The following is a 23,879-nucleotide window of genomic DNA, read 5'->3' on the forward strand; positions in this document are numbered from 1 at the left end:
ATTTACGCCCTATTTTTTCGCTTATTTTTGTACATGTTCATATCGGCACGTTCGAGGATCGATTCAACCGTATCACCAGGCTGTGACCACGCGTAGCCAATGGTCACAGAGGTCGTAACCGGCATGCCCTCTGCAATAAGAATGTGTTCCCCGATGGTGTCGTCAATGCGCTGCATAAGCTGCTGTAACTGCGCTTCACTGGTCCGGCTGCTGACCAGCATGGCAAATTCATCCCCACCTAAACGCGCGACTAAATCCTGCTCAGACGCCAGCGATAAAAGACGCGAGCCTATCGCTTTTAATACTTCGTCTCCGGCGGCATGACCCCAGTTATCATTGATGCTCTTGAAGCGATCACCATCCAGAAACAGCAGCGCAAAGCGTTCGTGCTCTTGTGGCTGGTCAAGGCGCTGAGTCAGGCGAGCAGAGAAGGCGCTGCGGTTAGCAAGACCGGTCAGCGGATCGGACAGCGCTTTCGCTGCCAGCGAGCGATTATCACGAAGCAGCGACGCCTTGAGCGACTGCATCTCCATCAGCAGAGAGTTGAGGTCATCGGAAAAGAGCTGAAATTCCCTGATCGGGCCACCCGGAATACGCAGGGAAAAATCACCCGAGTGAATCACATAGTGAATCGAACTGGTAATGGTGCGGAGCGACGCAATAATACCCCGATGCAGAAATTCACTCAGCATCAGTGAAATAATCAGTACGCAGAGCATCCCGACAGAGAGGATCATGAATGAGTATTGAAGGAAACTCACCGCGCCGGTCACGGTGCCTTCCAGCGTCAGGGTGCCGACAACGACGTCAGCATGAATGATATTGACGTTAAGCGGTTTGAGGTAAATCCACTCACGCAGCAACCGTGAAAACCAGCCTGTCTGTTCCCGCTGTGCATTCCACTTAGCCAGAACAATGTTATCGCGGGTAACCAGCTTTGCAGAGTCATACATGCCCTCATTGCCAAACCGTTCAATTTTATTACGCGCATCGTAGCTGTCGGCAAATACGGTTGCCGCAGTGAGCGTGGTGCTCAGCGTCGAGCCGATTAAATCAAGATTACATTTCTCGTAGTTTTTAATAAAAATGAGCGACGTCGATGACAGCAACAGCCAGCACAACAGTAATATCACCGCCGAATTGATGGTGCTTATTTTCCGCAGTTTATTGCGGATGGATGATTTATCGTGCTTGAGTTTATCGAATTTCATTTCATTCACTTCCCTCGCGGGAGAGTAAAAGCACATCCGGATTCACTCTGACACCGCTTCTGGCAAGTGAATCGAGATTAACGGAAAAGTGCGTATGGTCCGGTTGAAAAATCAGGCAAAAAGCGGCACCCACGGTGCATTCCGCATTGTTCTCTGCCAGGGTAAGCACCGCTCTTCCCTTCAGCTGCTCAATCATGTCCACCTGCTGCTGCGGTGTCTGATCGCCGAAATATAGGGCGTCGCAGCGATGCGACGCGAGATCACCAGCACCCGCAAGATAGACAACGGTGAATGTCGCTGCTGCAGCGGCGCTGTTTTCCGGCAAAGAGAGATGGCGCGCTGAAGTAAAAACACATAATTCAGGCGGTTTATTTAAATTTTGCCAGTGGGTAAAACTGAGGATGCCGCTGACGATACGATTAGCCTTGTTATCCTTTATCCCGGCCAGCGCAACAGAGGGATGAAGACTCAGCAGAATAAGTAACATTAAGGCGATCTGGCAGATGCGGCGCAGCAGAAGCAGCACATCGACGTCATGATGAAGGTGATATTTATCGGTCATACTGCGTTCCAGTAATACTACGCACGGCAGGAGAGCTGAATAAGCACACAAATATTAACATAGCGCGGGTTACGCTTGCACACAGAATTTTCTTAGGTATAGATCATTCTGCTTATACTTTCAGACAGGCTTATTCACGGAATAGTCTTCGGTGGTAACGGCCTTTAACAGAGACAGCCGGCAGAGGATTAACGCATTTCACCGGCTATTTGTGGTGCGTAATTACGTCTCTCTTCCGGTGCAGCAATCCGCTCAGCTATTCTTTTTAAGGCACAGACTGGATAAAGAGGTCAGAATAAACGTGATGCTGATAATGCATCGCGCCAGCGATATTCCGCAATTAACCTATGCCCCTTAATACCCTCAGACATACCCCATCATTTTCAGCAGCGACTGCACCTGATTCATCGCTTCGCTGCGATGTGACACGCCCAGTTTCTGATAGAGATTGCGGATATGGGTTTTGATCGTGGTAGACGCCACCGCCAGCTCACCGGCAATCTGATCGTTGCTGTAGCCCGAATAGATTAACCCCAGCACCTGCCATTCGCGCTGCGTCAGCGGGCTGGTGCGGATCAGTTCCGGCACGTCAGGATGGTTAAGCAACCGGCTGACAAAGCCTTCATCGAAATGGGCGAACTTGTGACGGTGATATTTGTTGATCTCCAGCAGGATGCGGCGGGCGCGGTGGCTGTCCAGCTCATTCAGGGTATTAAGCTGTATCAGCTGCCGCAGTTGCTGCGCCATCATCTCGCCTTCAATGACAAAGTGGCTGATAAAGCCGGTGCTGCGCGCCAGTTTCAGCGCCTCGATCAGCACGCGCTGCGCCTCCGCCTTGCGGTCGGTCTGCCAGTAGATCTGATTCAGCAGCAGCAGATTACGGTTCAGGTCGCTCATCAGGCGCAGGGCGCGGGCGTTCTCATTCAGCTCCTCCAGCACCACTTCCGCCTGACTGACATCGCCCAACAGAATCTGCGCGCGGGCAATGTTCCGCCACTGGCCCTGCAGAAAATGGTTGTTGGCGAAGGCGGGTTTAGGTGTCTGCCGCATCCAGTCGCGGGCGTTCTGGCTTTCGCCGGTCATCTGCCAGTAAATCACCCGCACCTTGTCGGCATTGGCGATCCAGTCGCTGTGCCAGTAGCCGTTGTTCAGCAGGTTTTCCAGCCGGTTCAGATAGCTGCGGGCGTTATCGAGATTGCCGCGCGCCAGCGAGCACTGCACCAGTAATCCCAGACACTGGATCTGCTGCTGCGGCTGGTAACCGTTCAGCACCTTGATGCCTTCGCGCGCCGCCTGCTCTGCCTCTTCCAGACGCCCCCAGGCCCAAAGCAGCTGGGCACGTATGCGCAGCAGAAACTCATGCAGCGGGAACTGCGCCAGATGCTGCTCTTCCACCAGCACAAAGGCGCGGCTCTGGATCTCATAAGCCGCCTGCAAAAAGCCCTGCGCAAACAGAATTTCGCTCTGCTGAATCAGGCTCCAGAGCGCGTAGTGCCACACTTCATCGCGACGCGCCATCTGTTCGGTCTGCCGCATCAGTTTAAGTGAATCGTCCAGCTCGCCTTTGCAGTGCATCACCTCACCATGCACCGAGGTTGCCACAATGCGGCTGTAGTGACGGCTGGCTGGCAGGGTATCAAGCGCCACTTTCGCCAGCCGCTCCGCTTCATCAGTCTTGCCATCGTTGATCGCCACCTGAGCGCGCAGCGCATTAAATTCACCGCGCAGTGCCGCGTCAATCTCGCAGTGGCTGGCCTGCTCAAAACGCGCCAGCAGGCTGTCGACTTCTGAGAAGCGATGCTGAGTCTGCATCAGCCACGCCTGCAATAGCACCAGCATCGGGTTGTCGAGCATCATCTCCCACGGCAGCGCTTTTAAAGAGTTCTCCAGCAGCGGCAGCTCACTTTGATTAAACAGCGTCCAGGCGTGTTTCAGCAGCACGTCCCGCAGCATGGTAGCGTCACCCGACGCAAGCGCATGGTGAATCGCCTCGCCAGGAAAGCCCTGCGCCATCCAGCTCTCGGCTGCAGCCCGATGCAGCGCAGGCAGCTCTGCCGCCAGTTCCCACTGACAGCGCTGACGCAGGAAGTTGCCAAACAGCGGATGGTAGCTGAACCAGCAGCCGGAATCGTCCATGCGCTGCAGAAACAGTCCCTGGCGCTCTATCTCCTCCAGCCGCATCTGACCGTTCTCTTCGCGGGTCACGCAGGCGATCAGTTCATCGTTCATTGAGCGCAGCAGCGCGGTTTTCAGCAAGAAATGGCGGGTCGGCAGATCGACGTTATCCAGCACCTCTTCCACCAGATAGTCGGCGAGATGGCTGGCATTAATGCCGGAGAGACGCCGGGCGGAATGCTGCGCCGAACTGGCTCCCTGGCGTGCCGATAGTACAATCAGCTGCAGCGCCGTCGCCCAGCCCGCGACATCATCACAGAGGCGACTGCTCTCTTCGCTTTCCAGCGGGGCCGCCAGACGGCAGTCAAAAAACTGGCGCGCTTCCTGATGGGTGAAAGCCAGCTGCTGACTGCCCAGTTCGATCAGCTGTTCCCGCACCCGCAGGTTAGCGATACCGAGCTGCGGCAGGTTACGAGACATCAGAATCAGGGTCAGATTTTCAGGCTGATGGCGCAGGAAAAAGCGCATCGCGTCATGGATCACCGGATTGGTGATCAGATGGTAGTCATCAACGATCAGCCACAGCGGCTGCTGCCACTCCACCAGCTCGATAAACAGCTGGGAAAACAGCGCATTGAGATTCACATATTGCCGCTTCTGCGCCAGCAGCTCACTGCGGGGACAGCCGCCGTGTGTTGCCTGTTGCAGTGCCGCGATCAGGTAATCGGCGAAGCGTTCCGGCTGATTATCACCCTCATCTAAAGAAACCCAGCCCAGATCGCTTTTTCCCGCCGCCCACTGTGACACCAGTGTGGTTTTACCGTAGCCCGCCGGACTGGTCACCAGCACCAGCCGATAGTTACCGGCAGCGGTGAGCTTTTGCAGCAATCTCTCGCGGATCACGGTGCCTTCAAGACGCACCGGGCGACTGAGTTTGGCGGGTATTAACATGGGCGCGCGTTTCTCCATTTGTCGAGCGCATCATTATTTTACGCTTCGTAATTATTCCTTACACAGGTTCAGCATTTCGTCAGATGAATGCAAGCAAACCCATTAATTAAACTTTACAAAAGCGGGCGCAATCACACTCCTGCGACGATTTCGGATTAGCCTCATCCTCTCCACCCTCCCTATCCTCCTGCCCTAATTCTTTTCAGGAGGATGAGCAATGATTTCGGCGCGGGCAGACTGTCGCCACATTGACCCATTTTCTGTTTTTACAGGACATCAACCATGACACAGCCCGATTTCAACCCGACTCAGTTCCACGCGGCCCTGACCCGTCAGTGGCAGCGTTTTGGCCTGCGCGATGCGCAGGAGATGACCCACGCACAGTGGTGGCAGGCACTCAGCGGTGCGCTGGCCGATATGCTAGCCGCACAGCCTGCTCCCCCGGTCCCGACAGACCTGCGCCATGTTAATTATCTGTCGATGGAGTTTCTGATTGGCCGCCTGACCGGCAACAACCTGCTGAACCTGGGCTGGTATGACGCGGTTAACGACGCGCTCTCGGCCTGGAACATTTCACTGACCGACGTGCTGGAAAACGAAACGGATCCGGCGCTGGGAAACGGCGGCCTGGGTCGGCTGGCGGCCTGCTTCCTGGATTCCATGGCGAACGTGGGTCAGCCTGCGACGGGCTACGGTCTGAACTATCAGTACGGACTGTTCCGCCAGCGCTTTGAACAGGGCGCACAGATTGAAGGCCCGGATGACTGGCAGCGCGATCGTTACCCGTGGTTTAACCACAACGCCGCGCTGAATGTGCGGGTCGGGCTGGGCGGTAAAGTGGTGACCGTTGACGGGAATCCGCAATGGCAACCGGCGTTTGAACTGGTTGGTGAAGCCTGGGATCTGCCGGTGGTCGGTTATGAGAATGGTATCAGTCAGCCACTGCGTCTGTGGCAGGCGAAACATGCGCAGCCGTTTAATCTGGGTCGCTTCAATGACGGTGACTTTCTGCGCGCGGAACAACAGGGCATTGATGCAGAAAAACTGACCAAAGTGCTCTATCCCAATGACAATCACCAGAACGGTAAAAAGCTGCGTCTGATGCAGCAATATTTCCAGTGCGCCTGCGCGCTGGCTGACATTCTGCGTCGCCATCATCTGGCCGGACGCAGCATTGAAACCCTGGCCGATTACGAAGTGATCCAGCTGAACGACACCCATCCGACGCTGGCGATTCCGGAGCTGATGCGTCTGCTGCTGGACGAGCATCAGCTGAGCTGGGATCGCGCGTGGCAGATCACGCAGCACACCTTCGCCTACACCAACCACACCCTGATGCCGGAAGCGCTGGAGTGCTGGGATGTCCGGCTGGTGCGCAGCCTGTTGCCGCGCCATATGATGATTATCAACACCCTGAACGCGCAGCTGAAAACGGCTGTCACGGCGCGCTGGCCGGACAATGACGCAAAATGGGCAAAACTGGCGCTGGTGCATAACAACCAGCTGCGGATGGCCAATCTCTGCGTCACCAGCGGCTTTGCCGTTAACGGCGTGGCAGCGCTGCATTCGAAACTGGTGGTGCAGGATCTCTTCCCGGAGTATCACCAGCTGTGGCCGGAGAAATTCCATAACGTCACCAACGGCATTACGCCGCGCCGCTGGATTAATCAGTGCAACCCGGCGCTGAGTGCGCTGATCACCCGAACGCTGAACAAGCCGTGGCTGAACGATCTCGATGCCCTGCAGGGACTGGAAGCCTTTGCGGATGACGCCGCCTTCCGCGCGGACTATCGCGCCATCAAGCAGCAGAACAAACAGGCGCTGGTCGGCTGGATCAAAAACCGCACCGGTATCGAAATCGACCCGACCGCGCTGTTTGATGTGCAGATTAAGCGCCTGCATGAGTACAAACGTCAGCATCTGAGCCTGCTGCACATCATTGCGCTGTGGCAGACGCTGGTCACCGATCCGCAGGCGAATCGCGCGCCGCGCGTGGTGCTGTTTGGTGCCAAAGCCGCGCCGGGCTATGCGCTGGCAAAAAATATCATCTACGCCATCAACAAAGTGGCTGAGGTGATTAATCAGGATCCGCGTATTGGCGACCGGCTGAAAGTGGTGTTTATTCCCGATTACAATGTCTCCGTTGCCGAGCGGCTGATTCCCGCCGCCGATCTCTCTGAGCAGATCTCTACCGCCGGTAAAGAAGCCTCCGGCACCGGTAATATGAAGCTGGCGCTTAACGGTGCGCTGACCATCGGCACACTGGATGGCGCCAACGTTGAAATCGCTGAGCAGGTCGGCAACGAGAACATCTTTATCTTCGGGCATACCGTGGAACAGGTGAAGGCGTTAAAAGCAGAGGGCTATGCCCCGGCGCAGTGGCGCAAAAAAGATCCGCAGCTCAATCAGGTGCTACAGGCGCTGGAAGATGGCACCTTCAGCCAGGGCGACCTGCACGCGTTTGACGCGATGCTGCACAGCCTCGGTCCGGAAGGCGGCGATCCTTATCTGGTGCTGGCTGACTTCCAGCCCTACCTGGATGCGCAGGCGCAGGTGGAACTGTTGTGGAGCGATCAGGAGGCCTGGACGCGTGCCACCATCCTCAATACCGCGCGCTGTGGCATGTTCAGCTCCGATCGCGCGATCCGCGATTACCAGCAGCGCATCTGGCAAGCGAAACGCTAAGGAACGCCATGAAAGTTTTGGATGAATTTTCCCTTGCAGGCATCGCTGCTGAGTATATCAATGCACACGGCAAGCCACAGGCGATTCCGACCCTGACCCGCCAGCGGTTGCTGGCGGTGATGCAGCCTTCCCATCCGCTAAGCGCGCCGCTGCCACCGGCGGTTATTTTTCGCAGCGGCGAGTCGCTCAGCCTCTCGCCGCAGCTGAGCGACGATGCCCATTGGCATCTCATCAGCGAGGCGGGTGAGATTAGCTCTGGTCGCTGCCAGCCCGCCCAGCCGCTGCATCTGCCGCCGCTGCCCGAAGGCTATCATCAGCTGACGCTGCAACAGGGCGCGCAGCAGTGGTCATGCCGGGTGATTATTGCCCCCGCCCGCTGTTATGAACCGCCGGCACTGCTGGCGGGGGAATCCTTGTGGGGCGCCTGCGTGCAGCTCTATACCCTGCGCTCGGCCGGGAACTGGGGCATTGGCGACTTTGGCGATCTGCGCCGGATGCTGCCGGAGGTGTCCGCACGCGGCGGCGCGTTTATCGGCCTTAATCCTGTTCATGCGCTGTTTCCCTCCAGCCCGGAGAGCGCCAGTCCTTACAGCCCGTCGTCCCGGCGCTGGCTTAATGTGCTCTACATCGATGTGAGCGCCGTGCCTGATTTCCAACGGAGCGCCGCCGCGCAGGCCTGGTGGCAGTTGTCAGAGACGCAGCAGACGCTGGCGCAGGCTCGCGCAGCCGAATGGGTCGATTATGCGGCGGTGACGCGGCTGAAGATTCAGGCGCTGAGCCTGGCGTGGCCGCAGTTTACCCAGCGTGACGCCATCGATCCTGAGGTGCAGGCGTTTAATGCTTTTGTCAGGGAAGGCGGCGAGAGCCTGCTGCATCAGGCGCTGTTTGATGCGCTGCATGCGGATCAGATGGCGCAGGACAGCGGACGCTGGGGCTGGCCGGTCTGGCCGGAGGCGTTACAGCATCCCGGCAGCCCGGCGGTGCAGACGTTTTTAAATCAGCATCAGGATCAGGTGCGTTTCTGGCTCTGGCTGCAGTGGCTGGCCGCGCAGCAGTTTGAAAGCTGCTGGAACTGTTGCCAGCAGCAGCAGATGCCGATCGGACTCTACCGCGATCTGGCAGTAGGCGTCGCCCAGGGTGGCGCAGAGACCTGGAGCGAGCGCGATCTTTACTGCATGGCGGCCAGCATCGGTGCGCCACCCGATATTCTCGGCCCGCGCGGTCAGGACTGGGGATTGCCGCCCATGGATCCGCAGGTAATGCGTCAGCGCGCGTGGGAGCCGTGGATCGCCCTGCTACGCGCCAGTATGCGCCACTGCGGTGCGCTGCGTATCGATCATGTAATGGCGCTGATGCGGCTGTGGTGGATCCCGGCTGGCGAAAGCGCGATGCATGGGGCTTATGTGCACTATCCCATCGACGATCTGCTGGCGATTCTGGCGCTGGAAAGCCAGCGTCATCGCTGCATGGTGATTGGCGAAGATCTCGGCACCGTGCCAGAGGCGATAGTGGATAAACTGCGGGATGGCGGGGTTTACTCCTACAAAGTGCTCTGGTTCGAACAAACCTCAGAAGCCGGTTTTCGTCCGCCCGCCAGCTGGCCACGTCAGGCGATGGCTGTCGCCACCACGCACGATCTCCCGACGCTGCGCGGCTGGTGGCAAAGTGACGATCTGACGACCGGCGCGCAACTCGGTCTTTATCCCGACAAAGTGGTGCTGGCCGGGCTGTATCAGGATCGACTCCGGGCGAAACAGGCGCTGCTGAACAGTCTGCATCGGGTCGGTGCGCTGCCGAAACGTGCCGGACGCGATGCACGCCGCACCGGGATGAGTAAAGCACTGAACCAGGCGATGCAGCGCTATCTGGCGGACAGCCACAGCGCCCTGCTGGGTCTGCAACCGGAGGACTGGCTGGATATGGCCGCGCCGGTCAACATTCCCGGCACCAGCAACGAATACCCGAACTGGCGACGCAAGCTGAGCGTAACTGTTGAGGCGCTGTTCAGCGATGCGGAAACTGAGGTGTTGTTAAGGGATTTAACGACTCGCCGTAAGCGACTGCTGCGGGGTTAAGGCTGGAGTTAAGATTAAAAGAGAAAACCCCGAAATTTTCGGGGTTTGTTCATTTGATAGCAAATCCTGTCGTCATCATTTCCAGACGAAAACCTGCTCCCGGATTATTACTTTTAGTCTGAGAAAATTTCAAACATGCAGGGCTGACAACAAAAATGACTCTTACGGAGACAAAAACGATAATCGCCGCAATACAGCAGCAATGACCTCAGTCGTAGCATCACCAGTAGCGGCAGATACCGTTAATTCTTCGAGTTCATTATCTTCATCACGTATAGCTATGCCGTTACGATTCAAAAAAACCATCGTGACGAAAAATGCAGTTCGCTTATTACCATCATTAAAAATGTGTCCCCGGGATATAGCGATGAGGTAGATGGCGGCTAATACAAAAATATCTTCCACACCTTCATAATAGAGCTGGTTCTGTACCCTATAAATGATAGCTTCTGCTCTCTTGGGTTCTGGCATACCCTTGATACCTGGCAGAACAACCAGCAAACGATCATGAAAAGCTATCACCTCCTGGGCGCTAACCCATTTCATCGGTCAGCCAGTGCCTTCACCGTACGTGAATGTCGCCCCATAATGTCGGCAAATTCGGCATCCAGTTTTGCTTCCTGCCAGGCATTAAAATCGTCGCGACTGATAAGCACAGCAGAAGAACCATCGCGCCGGGTTATTTCTACAGGCTCACCGGCCGTTGCTGTGTCCATGACTTCAGCAATGTTTTGTCGGGCCTCAGTGGTGGTGTAACTACGCATATAGCCTCCTGAAATCAGATAATGAAATGTACATCAGTTACGTACAACTCGCAACTTCAGAGCATTATGTTTGCTCACCCGTGTTTATACAGATTGCTCAGCCAGACAACACCAGGGCAAGGGTGCGTGTCGCAACAAAAAAAGGTGCGCCAGAGCGCACCAGATGGAACAACATCAATAGCGTCGGGGCAGCATCACCCCTTGCCTTTAACACTACTGATAAAGGTTTGCCTCGCAGAGGTGGAACCCAGCCGCTCGGCTTCATCCAGCAGTTTCAGCGCCTTGTCGATGTTGCCGCTGTTCACTGCCTGGGTGATCTTCTGATTAAAGTAACGCTCGGTGTCGCTCATGATCGGTTCAGCACGGGCTTTTGGCGCGGCCGCGGCGGCCGGAGCAGGCGCTGCGCTGTAAGCCGTTGTCGCCGGTGCACTGTTACCCACTGTGACCGGGCCTGGCCCGGATGAGCCAAACAGCGGCCCGACCAGAATCGAGGAGCCGGAACTGGTCTGCATTTTCAGCTTAATCGTGCCTTCACGGCTGTGGCTGGCAACAGGATCGGGGATATCCGGTACGGCATGACCGGTGCCCTGGGCATAGGCTTTGGCCGGATCGAGCAGTGTGGTGGTCTGTGTCAGATCGCTGTCGGTGGTGAACACCAGCAGGTAAATCTTTTGCTGGCCCAGCGCTGGCGTGAGTTTCATCACGCCTTCCAGCCGATCCGCCGTCATCACACCCGGCTTCTGATAGGTAAAGTAGCGGCTGGGAAACCAGGCCGCCGGACGCAGATTTTCATCCAGCACCAGCACATTAGGCGCAAAAACCTGACCGTTCTCCACAAGGCTGCTCAGCGTCAGCGTCAGTTCGCCAATCGTGGCGGGCAGACTGTAGGCCGCGACCGGCCCGGCAATGTGCGGCGCGTTCAGCGTCTGGCCGCTGTTCGAAAGTGTAGTGGTCTGGGTCTGAGAGGCCGCCAGCGGCTGCCAGCTCAGGCGTTGTAACGTTTCGGGAGCCACGACAGGTGCAGCGGAGAGATCCTGCGGCACCAGATTAACATCGGCCAGGGCAGGCAGAGCGTGCCCTGTCAGCAGCACCGCACTCAGGCAGAGTGCAGCCAGTTTTTTCATTTTCATATGCGTACCTTATTGCAGGTCGCGGTGTGAACCAGGCAATGGCACACCACGACCAAAGAGATCCCTCAGGCGCGAGGCCGCGCCTGTCAGAAAAGGTTTACCACCAGATTTCCATCTGCGCGCCGAAGGTGACTTCGTCGTTGTTGCCACGACTGTTAGTCAGGATGCCGTTGCCGGTGGAGTCAGCAGAGGCGAAGGTAGTGAGATCGCCAGCGTTGTCTTTGCTGTAGCCCCACTTCTCATCCCATTTGGCGTAGGTTGCGAACAGACGCAGCGCCGGTCGGGACCAGATGCTGTCACCCGCCTGCCACTGCTGCGCCAGCGTCACTTTATACTGTCCATTGCGCTCGCCAGCCTGCTGCGATTTCACGTTGTCGTAGCCCAGTTCCAGCAACGTACTCATGATCGGCGTCCATTTGTACATCGGGCGCACACCGACGGTGTACCACTCGGTGCCGCGGTTGTTGTCCAGATCGATGTTCTGATACATGGCGACGTACATCAGGTCCCAGCGTTCCGCCAGCGAGATCGCGCCGTGATCGAGAATACGATACATGTCACCGTTGTTATTAAGGCTGGTGCCCTGCGGCACGCCTTTGCCCTGCGAGGTCAGCGCATCGGTTGCGTATTGCAGCACAAACTTGTTGTAGCCTTTCAGCATGCTCTGGGTATGTTCAGCCGTGAACATCCAGCCATCTTTCGACGCACCATCTTCAAGACGGTAGTCATCACGGGCATTGGCACGACCGTAATCGACACCCAGTTCCAGCACGCCATCCGTGTTAGTTTCCAGACCGGCCAGACGCACATCAAACACGTCGTTGGCGGTGCTGGTGGCGAAGTCACGGATACGATCGCTGGAGAAGGTGTAAGAGCCGCCAGCTTCAGACGAACGGGTTGCGGCGAAAGAGAGCTTACCAAAGCCGAGATCAACATCTTCCAGACCCGCGCCCGGACCGGAGATATCCCAGTAGTAGAAGTCGATCATATGAACGTCGTGACGCTGATAGAAACGCTTACCGGCCCAGATGGTGGAACCTGGCAGCGCGTCGATCAGGTTTTTACCTTTGACGTTGGCTTCGCGGAAGGCGGGTGAGGTCGCTTCCCAGTCATTCTGCTGCGCCACGGAGTAAGCCACGTTGGTGTCGAAATAGAAGCTTTTGTCGCCCTCTTTCCACACTTCCTGGCCTAATTTCAGTTCGGCGTAAGTTTCACATTCGTTACCCAGACGGTACTTACTTTGAGCGCCGGTGGCCTGGAAACATTGCTGTTCGCCACCGCTGCCGGTCCAGCCAATGCCGGAACGGGCGTAACCGGTAAAATCAACCGCCATCGTCGGGGCGGAGAGGGTTCCCACCGCGACGGCAACGGCAATGGGAAGTTTGCGCAGAGTTAACATTTTCTATCTCCTGAGGTCATTGCTTTTATTGTTTTTGGCAGGGCTATACACCCGGCTCCTGATACAGCCTGCGGCACGCGCTCCCGTCCTCGCGGAACAGGTGACAACGCTCGGGCGGCAGGCCAATACCGAGGATGGCGCCCTCTTTTACCAGCACGACGTCCTCCTGGCGGTAGACCAGGTTCTGACGGATAGCGGGAATCTCGATATGAATCTGTGTTTCATGCCCCAGCTGTTCCACCACCTGCACTTCCCCTTCCAGGGTAACGTCGGCGATATCGCTGGAGAGCAGATGTTCCGGGCGAATACCCAGTGACATATTGCTGCCAACCTGGACCCCGGCGCTGTCCACCGGCAGCCAGACCAGCTGCTGATTCGGCAGCCGCACCTGCACCTGATCGATGGCGGTGGCGGTCACTTTGACCGGCAGGAAATTCATTTTGGGTGAGCCGATAAACCCGGCGACAAAGCGGTTGGCGGGATAGTGATACAACTCAAGCGGCCTGCCGACCTGCGCAATGCGCCCGGCGTCCAGCACCACAATCTTGTCAGCCAGCGTCATCGCTTCGATCTGATCGTGGGTGACGTAAATCATGGTGCGCTTCAGGCGCTTATGCAGACGGGAGATCTCAATGCGCATCTGAACGCGCAGTGCCGCGTCGAGGTTCGACAGCGGTTCATCGAGCAGAAAGACGCGGGGTTCCGCCACCAGCGTGCGACCAATCGCCACGCGCTGACGCTGGCCGCCAGAGAGGGCTTTGGGACGGCGATCAAGCAGGTGAGCCAGCTGCAGAATCTCAGCGACCTGATTGACGCGCTGATGGATCTCCGCTTTTTTCACCCCGGCCAGCTTCAGGCCGAAAGACATATTCTCCGCCACCGACAGATGGGGATAGAGCGCATAAGACTGAAACACCATGCCGATGCCACGTTCGGCTGGCGGCACCTCATTCATGCGCCGGTCGCCGATTAACAGTTCGCCGCTGGTGATGGTTTCCAGTCCGGCAATCATGCGCAGCAGCGTCGATTTGCCACAGCCCGACGGGCCAACGAAAACAACAAATTCCCCTTCACGAATAGTGAGATCGATATCTTTCGACACCACCGTATCGCCCCAGGCTTTTGTGACATTGCGTAGCACAACGCTCGCCATGATCCCTTCCCTCTTAGCTGCACATTCGTGTCTGCCGGGCGGCAGACGGGTTCCGGGGCTCACTATGCGAGAGGAAACAGGGAGTAACATCCTCCGCCGCAACGCAATCTGCTGGGGGAGGAGGCGGGAGGAGGAGAAACGCGGGCTGACGCGGCAGGCCGCGCGGTGCCGCGCTTTTTTGTGATCGCTGACGCAGACCGGCAGGATTTTTTACCGCTTCAGCTCGCGCTTAAGGCGCTTTTTGCCAGTGCGATCACAGCGATTACGCCAGGGGCGTAGAGCGAAGGAGGATGAGATGCCGGTGTGGATACGCAAAATGATGCCGACAGAGCATTCACCACTTCCGCTAACAGGATGGATTTATGACGATGAAAACCGGAGCACGAATTCTGGCCCTTTCTGCCCTCTCTGCCGTGCTCTTTTCGGCAGGCGCGATGGCAAAAATCGAGGAAGGTAAACTGGTCATCTGGATCAACGGTGACAAAGGGTATAACGGCCTTGCCGAAGTAGGTAAGAAGTTTGAGCAGGAGACCGGTATCAAAGTCACGGTCGAACATCCTGACAAAATGGAAGAGAAGTATCCGCAGGTCGCAGCGACCGGCGATGGCCCGGACATTATCTTCTGGGCGCATGACCGTTTTGGCGGCTACGCGCAGTCGGGCCTGCTGGCAGAAGTGTCGCCGGATGCCAGCTTCCGCGAGAAGATTTTCCCGTTCACCTGGGACGCGGTGCGCTTCGACGGCAAGCTTATCGGCTATCCGATTTCCGTTGAGTCGCTGTCACTTATCTACAACAAAAAGCTGCTGCCGACTCCGCCAAAAACCTGGGAGGAGATGGCCGCGCTCGACAAGCAACTGCGGGCCAAGGGCAAAAGCGCCATCATGTTTAACCTGCAGGAGCCCTACTTCACCTGGCCGCTGCTGTCGGCGGGCGGGGCGTACGCCTTTAAGCTCAAAGACGGGCACTATGACGTGACGGATGTCGGCGTCGATAACGCCGGAGCGAAAGCGGGCATGCAGTTCCTGGTCGATCAGGTTAAAGCCAAAACCCTGAATGCGGACACCGATTACTCGATTGCCGAAGCCGCCTTCAACAAGGGCGAAACCGCCATGACCGTCAATGGTCCGTGGGCATGGGGCAATCTGGATAAGAGCGGCATCGACTATGGCGTTACAGAACTGCCGACGCTGAACGGGAAACCGTCCAAAGCCTTTGTCGGCGTACTGAGCGCCGGTATCAACGCCGCCAGTCCGAACAAAGAACTGGCGAAAGAGTTCCTGGAGAACTATCTGCTGACCGATTCCGGGCTGGAAACGGTTAACAAAGACAAGCCGCTGGGTGCCGTGGCGCTGAAATCTTACCAGCAGACGCTGGAGAAAGATCCGCGTATCGCCGCCACCATGAGCAACGCGAAACAGGGCGACATCATGCCAAACATCCCGCAGATGGCGGCCTTCTGGTACGCGATGCGCACCGCAACCCTGAACGCGCTGGGCGGACGTCAGAGCGTTGACGCCGCACTGAAAGATGCCCAGGCCCGTCTGAAGAAGTAATTCTCCCTTTTGCAGCCGGGGCAACCCGGCTTGAGTGATCGTTAAGGAAAACCGCATCATGTCAGGAAAACCGAAAACGCGCAGTCTGCTGCTGAAAAGCGTTCTCATCGGGCTCTGTTGTCTGCTGGTCGGCTATCTGCTGGTGCTGATGTACGCGCAGGGCGAATATCTGTTTGCGCTGCTGACGCTGATCCTCAGCGCGACCGGACTGTGGATTTTTGCCAACCGTCGTGCCTATGCGTGGCGCTATGTCTATCCCGGCGTCGCCGGCATGGCGCTGTTTGTGCTGTTCCCTCTCGCCTGCACTATCGCCATCGCCTTTACCAACTACAGCAGCAGTAACCAGCTTACCTTCGAGCGGGCGCAGCAGGTGCTGCTGAGCCGCACCTTCCAGTCGGGTGAGGCGGTGAATTTTTCACTCTTCCCGGCGGGCGATCGCTGGCAGCTGGTGCTGAACGATGGCAAAGACAATTTTGTCTCTCCGCCATTTGCATTTGGCGCAGATCAGACACTAAAAATGGCCCCCGCGGCACTCCCTGCAGCCGAACGTGCCACCTTCAGGGTGATCACAACCCACCGTCAGGCGCTGAGCCAGCTCCGCGCCGAGCTGCCGGATGGCCGTCAGCTGCGGATGAGTTCGCTGCGCCAGTTCTCCGGCACCCAGCCACTTTATCGGGCTGGCGCGCAGGACGAGCTGATTAACCAGCAGAGCGGCACGCATTACCGCGCCAATCCGCAGACCGGTTTTTATCAGGCCGTGAACGCAGACAATAACTGGGACAACGAAACGCTTAGTCCTGGTTTTACCGTGAATACCGGCTGGAAAAACTTCGTGCGGGTCTTTACCGATGAAGGGATTCAGAAGCCGTTCCTGGCGATATTTGGCTGGACGCTGCTCTTCTCGCTGATCACAGTGGTGCTGACCGTGGCTGTGGGCATGGTGCTGGCCTGTCTGGTGCAGTGGGAAGCGCTGCGCGGCAAAGCGGTCTATCGGGTGATGCTGATTCTGCCCTATGCCGTGCCGGCCTTTATCTCGATCCTGATTTTCAAGGGGCTGTTTAACCAGAGCTTTGGTGAGATCAACGTGATGCTGAGCGCGCTGTTTGGCGTGAAGCCTGCCTGGTTCAGCGATCCGACGCTGGCGCGCACCATGCTGATTATCGTCAACACCTGGCTCGGCTACCCCTACATGATGATCCTCTGCATGGGGCTGCTGAAAGCCATTCCCGACGACCTCTATGAAGCCTCGGCGATGGACGGTGCGGGACCGCTACAGAACTTCTTCCTGATTACGCTGCCGCTGCTGCTGAAGCCGCTGATGCCACTGATGATTGCCAGCTTTGCCTTTAACTTTAATAACTTTGTGCTGGTGCAGCTGCTGACCAACGGCGGGCCGGATCGCCTGGGCACTACCACGCCAGCCGGTTATACCGACCTGCTGGTGAACTACACCTGGCGTATCGCCTTCGAAGGCGGCGGCGGGCAGGACTTTGGTCTGGCGGCCGCCATTGCCACGCTGATCTTCCTGCTGGTGGGTGCGCTGGCGGTGATTAACCTGAAAGCCTCGCGGATGAAATTCGATTAATAGCCTGATGGACCAGGCGCTAAGGAGTTGTTATGGCTATGGTACAACCCAAATCGCAACGGCTGCGTCTGCTGACCACGCATCTGCTGCTGCTGTTATTTATCGCGGCGATTCTGTTTCCGCTGCTGATGGTGATCGCGATTTCACTGCGAGCCGGTAACTTCGCTACCGGCAGCCTGATCCCGGAGCAGATTTCCTGGGAGCACTGGCGGCTGGCGCTGGGCTTTAGCGTTGAACATGCCGACGGACGCGTGACGCCGCCGCCCTTCCCGGTGCTGCTGTGGTTATGGAATTCGATCAAAATTGCGGCTATCAGCGCGCTGGGCATCGTGGCGCTCTCCACCACCTGCGCCTATGCGTTTGCCCGTATGCGCTTTACCGGTCGCGCCAGCCTGCTGAAAGGGATGCTGATTTTCCAGATGTTCCCTGCGGTGCTGTCGCTGGTAGCGCTTTATGCGCTGTTTGATCGTCTCGGCCAGTATCTGCCCTTTATCGGGCTGAATACCCACGGTGGGGTGATCTTCGCCTATCTGGGCGGCATTGCGCTGCATGTCTGGACGATTAAGGGCTATTTCGAAACCATCGATGGGTCACTGGAAGAGGCCGCCGCGCTGGATGGCGCAACGCCGTGGCAGGCGTTCCGGCTGGTGCTGCTGCCGCTGTCGGTGCCAATTCTGGCGGTGGTGTTTATTCTGGCGTTTATCGCCGCGGTAACTGAAGTGCCGGTCGCCTCGCTGCTGCTGCGCGACGTCAACAGTTATACCCTGGCGGTGGGGATGCAGCAGTACCTCAATCCGCAGAACTACCTGTGGGGGGATTTTGCCGCGGCGGCGGTGCTCTCCGCGATTCCGATCACCCTGGTTTTCCTGCTGGCACAGCGCTGGCTGGTCAGCGGATTAACCGCGGGCGGGGTGAAAGGCTAAACGATCATCATTGTACGTTGCCACTGCTTACACAACGCCTGTTGTGGTTGAATGATTCGGCGGCCTGCGGGCCGCCTTTTTTATCCTAATCCGCTTCTGACGCCAGACTGCCCGCCACCAGCGCCATCACCATAGCCGCTATCGCCTGCTGACCTTCCGGCTTACTGATATCGCCGCGTGCCACTGCGCCTGCGATGGCATCCGCGCCCCCCAGCAGACCCCACATGCCGGCTTCCGCAATACCACTGCTGCCAGCAAAAGGCGCAAGCCAGCGCTGACAGCGGGCAATAAAGTCGAGCTGATAATGGCGTTTGACGGCGGCCAGTTCCGGTGAGGTACTGAGCGCGGACAACAGTTCGGGGATTTCGCGCCCCTCCGTCATCACACAGTCGACATAACAGGCCGCGAGCACGTCCGCTTTTTGTGGTAATTGCATCGGCGCGGCATCCATCGCCGCATTCATCCGCTCGCTCTGGCGGCGATCAAAATCGTCATACAACGCCGCCAGCAGCCCATGACGGGTAGTGAAATGATCATACACCACCGGTTTACTGACTCCCGCGGCGTCGCCGACCCGTGCCAGCGTCAGCGCCTCGCTGCCTTCCGTCTGCATTATCTGCCACGCGACGTCTGACAACTGCCTGCGTCGGGCCTCGCGTGACAAACGCTTACGGGGTGTTTTCTCTGCGGTCATGTTTTTCCTGATGGGCGAACAGACGCTGGCCCAGAGCCTGCGCCAGCTGATAGTGCGACTCAGGATAACCTTCATCGCCGATCAGTAACAGCTCACTGGTCACCACCGGCGCACCGCAATAGTCAAAGATGCCGTTTTCAATCTGATTACGCATGCTGGTGAAATAGCCGCGCCGCAGAAAGGTTCGGGTGTCCGCCGCGCCAATCGCCAGCAGATGCACAGGCAGATGGCCAAGGCGTTTAATTACCCGACCATCCTGTTCGCTGAAGGCCCAGTCCTGGATAAACACCCGGTCGATCCAGCCTTTGAGCTGTGCCGGGAATGACCACCAGTAAATCGGATAGACCAGTACCAGCGCATCGGCGCGGTCCAGTCGCTGCTGTTCCGCCAGCACATCGGGCGATGCCACAACCTGACCGTTGAAACGTCGATGATCATCGAGCGTGAAGCGTGGATCAAACCCTTCTGCCGCCAGATCGGCCTTTTCAACCGTATGGTGCCCTGTCGAGATTATGCCCTGCGCCAGCTGGTCCGCCACGTGGTGGGAATGCGCATCCTGCTTAGGATGGGAAGTCACTATGAGTGCATGCATCGTTGTCACCTTACCTGATTAGCCAATAAGCTACTAAAGGTAAGTTACTATTGGTAGGTTAGCAAGCAGCAACGTCTGTTCTTCTGACTAACCGCATTTACGGTTTAAACGCAGCCGTCGCCAGCAGAGCCTGCTCCAGTTGATGAGGGTCAAACGTAAAGGGAAGATGCGCCAGGCTGGCGGCGGGAAAGTGGATTTGCTGCGCGATTTGACGCACGGTGTCGGCGTCGATAGCCGCGGGCAGCGTCAGGGGCGAGTGGAAACGGCGCAGCAGCGACAGCAGTTCCGGCTCGACCTGTTTGCCCTGCTGTTCAATCCAGGACTGGATCAGCAGGCTGAAACCGACCTTTTCGCCGTGCAGCCAGTGATGCAGTTCCGGCTGGTGCGTCAGACGATCATGGATGACATGGGCAAAGCCGGGCGTCGCCATTGCGTCCTGAATACTGTTCGCCAGCCCCGCCAGCACAATATTGGCTTCAATCACCTTCTCCAGCGCTGGGGTCACCTGCTGCGCAAGGTTATCGGCCACCGCCGTTTCACCCCACTGTCTCAGCACCGTCACCGCCTGCCAGGCGGCGGCAACTTTAAGATTCAGCGCCATCCGGTGCGGCGTCTGTCGCTGATAAGGTTCAAACTCAAACCATTTTGCCAGCGCGTCAACAATACCAGACCGCAGGTAGCGGACGTCGCTATGGGCAATCACTTCGCTGTCCACCAGAATCCACTCCGGCATGGCGTTAAGGGGTTGACTGCGAAGATGCCCGCCCTGCTCGTTATAGATAATTGCCAGCGGAGACCAGGCGGCGCAGGTGGCAGCCAGCGTAGCGAAGTTGACCAGCCGCACATCCGGCAGGGCATCGTTGACCGCTTTGGCACAGTCCACCACCCGCCCGCCCCCGACAGCCAGAATCAGGGTGGCTCCGTGCGTCTGCACCTGCTCTTGCAGTGCAGCTATCGCCGCATCGGTGCATTCACCGGTCAGCATGTCGAGCTGCCAGCGGATACCTGCCTGTTCCAGGCTGATGGTCAGTGCCGGATTCACCGCCTGCCAGGCGTTTGGCGAGGTGAGGATATGAATATGCGAGGCCAGCGGCCGGATAATCTCACCCACTTCAGACCGGAGTCCTGGCCGTTGCAGATAGCCTTTTGGCGACATTACACGAAACATCGCTGCCCCTTAACGCCGATAAGCCAGCGAACGCACCAGGCGGTCACCGAGTTTCTGAATCAGCATCACCAGCGCCAGCAGCACCACAATGGTGGCCGCCATGATCTGGTTATCGAAGCGCTGATAGCCATAGCGAATAGCCAGATCGCCCAGTCCGCCACCGCCGACCACACCCGCCATCGCCGAGAAGCCAATCAGCATCACAATCGTCAGGGTAATGCCCGCCACCAGCGCAGGGAGTGCTTCCGGCAGCAATACGCGGCTGACAATATGCCATAACGTGCCGCCCATTGAGACCACTGCCTCAATGCGGCCGCGATCGACCTCATCCAGCGCGTTCTCTACAATGCGGGCAAAGAAGGGAAAGGCGCCCAGCGTAATCGGGACAATCGCGGCGGTGCTGCCGAGCGTGGTGCCGACCAGCAGGCGGGTAAAAGGGATCAGTGCGATCAGCAGCACCACAAACGGCAGCGCGCGCCCGGTATTAACCAGCGCATTGAGCAGCAGTGAAATCGCGCGGTTAGGCAGAATGCCCTGGGGACGGGTCAGGAACAGCAGCACGCCCACCGGTAAACCTATCGCAACCGTAAAGAGTGCCGCCAGCAGCACCATATATAACGTTTCGCCTGTGGCGTTCAACAGCAGTTCCTGAAACCGATCGCTACTCATGCTACGCATCGGGTTAATGCCTCTCGCTGATATTTTTCAATAAACGCCCGGTCCGCTTCGCCATCCTTCAGCAGCATTTTGCGCAGGCGTCCCTCTTCGCGTCCCATGATCTGGCTCAGCGTGCCGCTCTCGACCAGCTGCCCATTCTCCAGCAGCGCCGCACCGTCACAGATACGTTTTACTACCGCCATTTCATGCGTAATCAACACAACTGTGATATTGAGCTGCTGCTGAATATCGGCCAGCAAATCAAGAATCGAGGTGGTGGTTTCGGGGTCCAGCGCGCTGGTCGCCTCATCGCACAGCAGATAACGCGGTCGGGCGGCCAGCGCGCGGGCGATGCCGACGCGCTGTTTCTGTCCACCAGAGAGCTGCGACGACCAGGCGGCCGCAAAGGACTCCAGCCCCACCAGTTTCAGCAGCGAGGCGACCCGCTGGCGGCGCTCCGCCCTGGGCACACCGGCAATCTCCAGCGCCAGATCGACATTGTCCTGCACGTTACGGGAATGCAGCAGATTGAAGTGCTGGAAGATCATCCCCATCTGCTGGCGCTGCTGACGCAGCTGCGCCAGGCTCAATGTGGCGAGATCCTGACCATCTAACTCAATCCGCCCGCTGGAGGGACTCTCCAGCCGGTTCAGGCAGCGCAGCAGCGTACTTTTGCCCGCCCCGCTCCGGCCCAGGATACCAAAGATGGTGCCCTCTTCGATGGTCAGAGAGATATCGTCTAACGCTGGCGCAGGTGCGCCAGCGTAGTGTTTGCTGAGATGACTGAGCTTAATCATGCTGCTGGTCCGCGACCGGAATCACAGAGCCCTGATAGGTTTTACGGATGAACTCCGCCACCTGCGGCGAGCGCAGATCTTTCGCCAGCTGCACCACACGCGGATCTTTCGCCAGTTCAGGCGTGGTCACCAGCAGGTTGGCGTAAGGGTTATGCGCCGCGGACTCCAGCCCCAGTGCATCTTTCGCCGGATTCAGACCCGCTTCCAGGGCATAGTTGCCGTTGATAATGGCGGCATCAACGTCGTCCAGTGACCTTGGCAGCTGCGGTGATTCGATCTCAACAATTTTAATTTTCTTCGGGTTTTCACTGATATCTTTCGGCGTCACCAGCGTCGAACCCGCCTCGCCCTGCGCGTTAAGTTTAATCACCCCTTTGTCCTGCAACAGCCACAGCGCGCGGCTCAGGTTGGTGGTGTTGTTCGGCACGGCAATGCTCGCGCCCTCTGGCAACGCTGCCAGCGATTTCACCTTACGCGAGTAGATCCCCAGCGGCTCAATATGCACACTGGCGACCACGGCAAAGGTTTTACCCAGCGCTTTCTCCTGATCTTTTAAATAAGGCAGATGCTGGAAGTAGTTGGCATCGACATCCCCTGATGCCAGCAGTTCATTGGCATTCACGCCCCCGCTCAGCTCAACAATTTTGATATCCAGTTTTGGATCCAGAGTTTTGACATACTCAAGGATTTCCGCATGCGGCAGCGGATCGGCAGCCACGCGCAGTGGTGCAGCCTGTAAACTTTGGGCAATCAGCAGTGAAAGACCAGCCAGAACCAGAAAGCGCTTTTTAATCATCATCATTTATCTCTTATCGTTATCAGTCGTAGTTTTAGTGGGTGTTGTGTTCGGGATAGAAACGCTGGGCAACTTCCGGATGCGAACGCAGCCGGCCTTTGAGGTAGTTCCAGCCCACTTCACGCAGGAGCGGATTAAGCGGATCGCTGCTCGGTCCCTGCGCCAGCTCAGCCAGCTGCGGGGGAAGCTGATAGATTGGCACAACGGCGTCGAGCTGTGCGCCAAGGAAGAAGGCGATGGATAAGCGCTCATTGTTCTGCTGCGGCGACACCACGCGGTGTACCGTCGCGCGCAGATAGCCGTTGGTCGCCAGCTCCAGCAGTTCGCCAATGTTGACCACAAACGCGCCCGGCAAAGGTGAGGCATCGATCCAGTTGTCCGGCGTCACTTCAACCTGCAAGCCCGGCTGGTCGTCCTGTAATAGCATGGTCAGGAAACCCGAATCCTTGTGTGCACCTACACCCTGGCGTGATTCACCCTCAGTGCGGCCCGGATAGCGGATCAGTTTGATGTGTTCGTTGGGATAGTCGCCGTAAAGGTTATCGAAGGCGTTACGTGGCAGGTTCAGCGCTTCGGCAAAGGCGCGCAGTAGCTCCAGCGCCACGGCAGTCATCTGCTGCTGCCAGCGGGTCACCACCGTCTGCAATTCAGGCAAGGTTTCAGGCCACTGGTTCGGCCCCTGCATGCGTTGCCAGGTCGGGGAATCGGCAGTGACGGGCAGCGCTTCGCGCTCTGCGCCAATATCGAACTGCTCACGATAGTCGGGCTGGCTGCGGGTGATTTCCACGCCCGCCAGGTTGTAACCACGAAAATGCGGTGAGTTGGCCATGGCGACCGCCGTTTTGTCCGCCTGCGGCAGAGCAAAAAACGTCCGTGCGACCCGCTGAACCTCATCCAGTAATTCACGGTCGATACCGTGATTAATTAAGTAGAAGAAACCGACATCACGCGCGGCCTGGCTTAATTTTTCCAGAACCTGTCGCTGCTGCTGTTGATTACCTGACAATAATGCGAAATCAATGACCGGCAATTCTGATGGGGTTAACGCACTCATGATTAACACTCTGTT

Annotated in this window: 20 protein-coding genes; 5 read left to right on the top strand and 15 right to left on the bottom strand. The window is 57.6% G+C overall.

Annotation, left to right across the window (positions count from 1 at the left end):
* Positions 1-2: 2 nt before the first annotated feature.
* From dgcN to malT, 3 genes are all read right to left on the bottom strand, one after another.
* On the bottom strand, positions 3-1,211 hold the full coding sequence (dgcN, locus tag AC6I8C_RS20520) for a diguanylate cyclase DgcN/YfiN (RefSeq protein WP_497823634.1): 1,209 nt from the start codon (positions 1,209-1,211) through the stop codon (positions 3-5).
* Position 1,212: 1 nt separating this feature from the next.
* Positions 1,213-1,773 (bottom strand): regulatory sequestration protein YfiR, encoded by a 561-nt coding sequence (yfiR, locus tag AC6I8C_RS20525; protein WP_497823635.1) that lies wholly within the window; start codon positions 1,771-1,773, stop codon positions 1,213-1,215.
* 363 nt (positions 1,774-2,136) lie between these two features.
* Complete coding sequence (gene malT, locus AC6I8C_RS20530; protein ID WP_497823636.1) at positions 2,137-4,839, bottom strand: HTH-type transcriptional regulator MalT; 2,703 nt, start codon at positions 4,837-4,839, stop codon at positions 2,137-2,139.
* 282 nt (positions 4,840-5,121) lie between these two features.
* On the opposite strand from malT, the gene malP reads away from it, so the two are divergent.
* Together malP and malQ are read left to right on the top strand one after the other, a co-directional pair.
* Positions 5,122-7,524 carry a maltodextrin phosphorylase gene (malP, locus tag AC6I8C_RS20535; RefSeq protein WP_497823637.1) on the top strand — a complete coding sequence of 801 codons (2,403 nt, stop codon included), beginning with the start codon at positions 5,122-5,124 and terminating at the stop codon, positions 7,522-7,524.
* A gap of 8 nt (positions 7,525-7,532) precedes the next feature.
* Positions 7,533-9,599, top strand: coding sequence for a 4-alpha-glucanotransferase (malQ, locus tag AC6I8C_RS20540; RefSeq protein ID WP_497823638.1), 2,067 nt, complete (start codon positions 7,533-7,535; stop codon positions 9,597-9,599).
* Positions 9,600-9,761: 162 nt separating this feature from the next.
* Here malQ and AC6I8C_RS20545 read toward each other — a convergent pair whose 3' ends face one another.
* From AC6I8C_RS20545 to malK, 5 genes are all read right to left on the bottom strand, one after another.
* A complete protein-coding gene (locus AC6I8C_RS20545) occupies positions 9,762-10,145 on the bottom strand; it encodes a type II toxin-antitoxin system death-on-curing family toxin (RefSeq protein ID WP_497823639.1) in 384 nt (127 codons plus the stop codon).
* Complete coding sequence (locus tag AC6I8C_RS20550) at positions 10,142-10,363, bottom strand: type II toxin-antitoxin system Phd/YefM family antitoxin (RefSeq protein WP_013196184.1); 222 nt, start codon at positions 10,361-10,363, stop codon at positions 10,142-10,144. Before AC6I8C_RS20550 ends, AC6I8C_RS20545 begins: the two co-directional genes overlap by 4 nt.
* Before the next feature lie 194 nt (positions 10,364-10,557).
* Positions 10,558-11,493, bottom strand: a complete 936-nt coding sequence (gene malM / locus AC6I8C_RS20555) for a maltose operon protein MalM (RefSeq protein ID WP_497823640.1) — start codon at positions 11,491-11,493, stop codon at positions 10,558-10,560.
* Positions 11,494-11,590: 97 nt separating this feature from the next.
* Positions 11,591-12,892 carry a maltoporin gene (locus tag AC6I8C_RS20560; protein ID WP_013196182.1) on the bottom strand — a complete coding sequence of 434 codons (1,302 nt, stop codon included), beginning with the start codon at positions 12,890-12,892 and terminating at the stop codon, positions 11,591-11,593.
* A gap of 43 nt (positions 12,893-12,935) precedes the next feature.
* Positions 12,936-14,045 carry a maltose/maltodextrin ABC transporter ATP-binding protein MalK gene (gene malK / locus AC6I8C_RS20565; protein ID WP_150015485.1) on the bottom strand — a complete coding sequence of 370 codons (1,110 nt, stop codon included), beginning with the start codon at positions 14,043-14,045 and terminating at the stop codon, positions 12,936-12,938.
* A gap of 362 nt (positions 14,046-14,407) precedes the next feature.
* Here malK and malE point away from each other — a divergent pair, with 362 nt between their 5' ends.
* Genes malE through malG form a run of 3 tightly spaced genes read left to right on the top strand, consistent with a single transcriptional unit; the run spans position 14,408 to position 18,106 of the window.
* Entirely contained in the window at positions 14,408-15,598 is a 1,191-nt protein-coding gene (gene malE, locus AC6I8C_RS20570; RefSeq protein WP_497823641.1) for a maltose/maltodextrin ABC transporter substrate-binding protein MalE, read from the top strand.
* Positions 15,599-15,656: 58 nt separating this feature from the next.
* Positions 15,657-17,183: a maltose ABC transporter permease MalF gene (gene malF, locus AC6I8C_RS20575; RefSeq protein ID WP_497823642.1), complete on the top strand. Its 1,527-nt coding sequence runs from the start codon at positions 15,657-15,659 to the stop codon at positions 17,181-17,183.
* Positions 17,184-17,215: 32 nt separating this feature from the next.
* Entirely contained in the window at positions 17,216-18,106 is an 891-nt protein-coding gene (gene malG / locus AC6I8C_RS20580) for a maltose ABC transporter permease MalG (protein WP_013196178.1), read from the top strand.
* Between the two features lie 85 nt (positions 18,107-18,191).
* Here malG and AC6I8C_RS20585 read toward each other — a convergent pair whose 3' ends face one another.
* The 7 genes from AC6I8C_RS20585 to AC6I8C_RS20615 form a co-directional block, all read right to left on the bottom strand.
* Positions 18,192-18,800, bottom strand: a complete 609-nt coding sequence (locus AC6I8C_RS20585) for a TetR/AcrR family transcriptional regulator (protein WP_497823643.1) — start codon at positions 18,798-18,800, stop codon at positions 18,192-18,194.
* Positions 18,775-19,392 (bottom strand): NAD(P)H-dependent oxidoreductase, encoded by a 618-nt coding sequence (locus AC6I8C_RS20590; protein ID WP_497823644.1) that lies wholly within the window; start codon positions 19,390-19,392, stop codon positions 18,775-18,777. The genes AC6I8C_RS20585 and AC6I8C_RS20590 overlap by 26 nt, the downstream gene beginning before the upstream one ends.
* A gap of 97 nt (positions 19,393-19,489) precedes the next feature.
* Positions 19,490-20,560: an iron-containing alcohol dehydrogenase family protein gene (locus AC6I8C_RS20595; protein WP_497823645.1), complete on the bottom strand. Its 1,071-nt coding sequence runs from the start codon at positions 20,558-20,560 to the stop codon at positions 19,490-19,492.
* Positions 20,561-20,569: 9 nt separating this feature from the next.
* On the bottom strand, positions 20,570-21,238 hold the full coding sequence (locus AC6I8C_RS20600) for a methionine ABC transporter permease (protein WP_013196174.1): 669 nt from the start codon (positions 21,236-21,238) through the stop codon (positions 20,570-20,572).
* Entirely contained in the window at positions 21,226-22,014 is a 789-nt protein-coding gene (locus tag AC6I8C_RS20605; RefSeq protein WP_497823646.1) for a methionine ABC transporter ATP-binding protein, read from the bottom strand. The genes AC6I8C_RS20600 and AC6I8C_RS20605 overlap by 13 nt, the downstream gene beginning before the upstream one ends.
* Complete coding sequence (locus AC6I8C_RS20610; RefSeq protein ID WP_497823764.1) at positions 22,007-22,810, bottom strand: MetQ/NlpA family ABC transporter substrate-binding protein; 804 nt, start codon at positions 22,808-22,810, stop codon at positions 22,007-22,009. The genes AC6I8C_RS20605 and AC6I8C_RS20610 overlap by 8 nt, the downstream gene beginning before the upstream one ends.
* A gap of 34 nt (positions 22,811-22,844) precedes the next feature.
* Positions 22,845-23,864 (bottom strand): isopenicillin N synthase family dioxygenase, encoded by a 1,020-nt coding sequence (locus AC6I8C_RS20615; RefSeq protein ID WP_497823647.1) that lies wholly within the window; start codon positions 23,862-23,864, stop codon positions 22,845-22,847.
* Positions 23,865-23,879 lie beyond the last annotated feature (15 nt).

It is taken from the genome of Pantoea sp. X-Soil-YNGN-844 (genome assembly GCF_059730595.1).